Below are 2,828 nucleotides of genomic sequence, written 5' to 3'. Positions count from 1 at the left end.
CTTTGGGCCGGCCGCATCCGGCCGTCCGCCCGCCGCCCGAAGTGGTGGAACCGACGGGCGGGCTTCGCGGGCTTCCGCTCGTTCATGTTCTCCCCACAGCGGGTCGCGGCACGGCTCCGCGCCCAAACCGGTGTCATGGGCGCGACCTGTGGATTCAACCAGGTTCGCGGCCCGCCACGCAGGGCCGGTCAGCGCGCCGCGCGGGAGGAGGCCGCGGGAGAGGGCGCGCTGAGCAGGCCGGGCACCGTGAACCCCGGGTCGGTGGACCGGGAGGTCAGGGAGACCGGTGGCGTCGCGGTGAGCGGGCGTATCAGCGGGGACAGCACGGTCGCACCGGCGACCACCGGCGTGGTCAGCGTGTACGTCGCGTCCTGCACCCGCCCGGCGCCGGGTGGTACGACGCCCGGCAGGAGCGGTGCGGACAGCTCGGTCGGCGCCATCGGCACCCCGCCGGACGACTGCTGCCCCTGCACCTGCAGCGGCGCGGTCGGCTGACGGCGCCGCGGGTTCTCGGAACCCGGCACCACCGCCGTGCTTCCCGTACGCGCCGGAGTCACATTGCTGCCCTTGCCCGGGCCGCCGCGCGCCTCCGCGCCGCCCGTCATGCCGGTGGTCAGTCCGCCGAGCGCGACCGCGGCCAGGGACACCGCCCCGGCGGCGACGAACGCGAACCGCAGTCCGCGCGAGGCGGACCGCTCACCGTCGGCACGGCCGACCGGATGGATCCGGAAGCCGCGGTCCCCGGCGGTGTCGGCCGGTGCGGCGGCGTGCGGCCGGGCCGGCACGTAGCCGAACTCGAACCGCTCGCCGCGCTTCGTCCCGAACACTCCGGAGCGTCCGGGGAGCCCGCCGGGCAGCCCTCCCCCGCCCAGCGGCGGGCCGTCGCCGTCGGCATCACCTCCGGGGAGGCCCTGCAGGCGGGCCAGGAAGCTCTCGGAGGGAGGCGGTGGGGCCGTCTGAGCGAAGACGCTCTTCACACGGCGCTGTGCGTCGACCTCCGCCTTGCACTTCGGGCAGGTGGCCACATGCGCCAGGACGCGCTCGCGCGCGTCATGACCGAGCTCTCCGTCGACCAGGGCGGCGAGACGGTCTCCCAGGTGCTGTTCCGCGAGGCGCCCCGCGGGATCGGGTCGTGATCCACTCACGCGGTCGCGCCTCCTCCCCCCAGCGCGGGGACCCGGGGCACGAAGCCGCGGCGCTCGGCCCGTGCCTGGGGCGAGCGGTGCGCGAGGGCCTTGCGCAGCTGGGAGCGGCCGCGGTGGATGCGGGAGCGGACCGTGCCGAGCTTGACGCCGAGGGTCGCGGCGATCTCCTCGTACGACAGTCCTTCGATGTCGCACAGGACGACCGCGGCGCGGAACTCGGGCGCGAGGGTGTCGAGGGCCTGCTGGACGTCCGCGTCGAAGTGCGCGTCGTTGAACAGCTGCTGCGGCGTCGGCTCCTTGCTGGCCAGCCGCTCGGCCGCGTCGTCGCCGAGCGAGTCGAAGCGGATGCGCTGCTTGCGGCGGACCATGTCCAGGAACAGGTTCGTGGTGATGCGGTGCAACCAGCCCTCGAACGTGCCCGGCGTGTAGGTCGACAGGGAGCGGAAGACGCGGACGAAGACCTCCTGGGTGAGGTCCTCGGCGTCGTGCTGGTTGCCGGTGAGGCGGTAGGCGAGGCGGTAGACACGGCCGCTGTGCGTGCTGACGATCTCCTCCCAGGTGGGCGGAGTCCACGCCTGCCCGTCCGCGTCGGTGGAGAAGGTCGCGGTCTGGGCGGATTCGGCGGCGTGGCTCGAGTCAGCAGCGGTGTCGGTCACAGATTTCGGCCTGCCCGCCGACCCGAGAAAGCGCCGCAGCACTCCTCTCCGATCCTCAGGCGCAGCCGCACCTCCCCTGTCGGCTCTGGTGGTGTCCAGTGGAGCCCCTACCATACCCACCTCGTCCGTTAGCTCCGGATAAGCAGTTTTACGAGAATTTGACACGTGCTCGCCCGGCTCGTGCGGCTGCGTCAGTACTTGGCCGGTGTCCCGATCCATCCCATACCCCCCATCCGCGCCGCCGTCGTCGCCCGCGCCTCTTCCTCATCCCTTAGAACGACCGGTCCCATCTGCGGGTTCCCGGCCCCAGCGGATACAGTCACGCCCAGGCAACCACGGGACAGGAGAGGGTCATTACCGGCAACCGGCAGACGAGCTGGGCGTTCGCCGACGCCTATGTCGCCGAGGACGACGCGCTGCTCTGGGCCCGCGAGAGGGCCCGTGGGGCAGGGCTGCGCTCGGTGTCGCCCGGCGCGGGGGCCGCGCTGCGGTTGCTGGCCGCCTCCGTGGACGCGAAGGCGGTCGCGGAGATCGGCACCGGTACCGGGGTCTCCGGGATCCACCTGCTGCACGGCATGCGGCCGGACGGAGTGCTGACTACCGTCGACCCCGAGCCGGAGCACCAGCAGTTCGCCCGCCAGGCGTTCCGCGCCGCCGGTTTCGCCGCCAACCGCGCCCGTTTCATCCCCGGCCGCGCCCTCGACGTGCTGCCCCGGCTCGCGGACGCAGGATACGACCTCGTCTTCTGCGACGGCGACCGGCTGGAGTTCCCCGAGTACCTCGCTGAATCGTTGCGCCTGCTGCGCCCGGGAGGCCTCGTCGCCTTCGAAGGCGTCTTCGCGCACGGGCGGACGGTGGACTCCGGGCCGCAGCCGACGGAGGTCCTGCGGCTGCGGGAGCTGCTGCGCACGGTGCACGAGAGCCCCGACCTGGTGTCGTCGCTGCTGCCGGTGGGCGACGGCCTGCTGTGCGCGGTCAAGCGCTGAGCACTCCGGCACCCGGGCCCCGGCCCCGCCCCTGCCGGCGA

Annotated in this window: 3 protein-coding genes; 1 reads left to right on the top strand and 2 read right to left on the bottom strand. The window is 73.4% G+C overall.

Annotation, left to right across the window (positions count from 1 at the left end; translation table 11 throughout):
- Positions 1-188 precede the first annotated feature (188 nt).
- A complete protein-coding gene (locus tag C1I97_RS34740; RefSeq protein WP_111006955.1) occupies positions 189-1,145 on the bottom strand; it encodes an anti-sigma factor family protein in 957 nt (318 codons plus the stop codon).
- The gene (gene sigE, locus C1I97_RS34735) at positions 1,142-1,843 is read right to left on the bottom strand and encodes an RNA polymerase sigma factor SigE (protein ID WP_111006954.1); all 702 of its coding nucleotides are present in this window, start codon (positions 1,841-1,843) and stop codon (positions 1,142-1,144) included. The genes C1I97_RS34740 and sigE overlap by 4 nt, the downstream gene beginning before the upstream one ends.
- Positions 1,844-2,091: 248 nt before the next feature.
- Here sigE and C1I97_RS34730 point away from each other — a divergent pair, with 248 nt between their 5' ends.
- On the top strand, positions 2,092-2,787 hold the full coding sequence (locus C1I97_RS34730) for an O-methyltransferase (protein WP_111006953.1): 696 nt from the start codon (positions 2,092-2,094) through the stop codon (positions 2,785-2,787).
- Positions 2,788-2,828: the final 41 nt, after the last annotated feature.

It is taken from the genome of Streptomyces sp. NTH33, assembly GCF_003236365.1.
Taxonomy (GTDB): domain Bacteria; phylum Actinomycetota; class Actinomycetes; order Streptomycetales; family Streptomycetaceae; genus Streptomyces.
The sequence above is the reverse complement of the archived record's forward strand: the minus strand, read 5'-3'. Positions and strand labels throughout refer to the sequence as shown.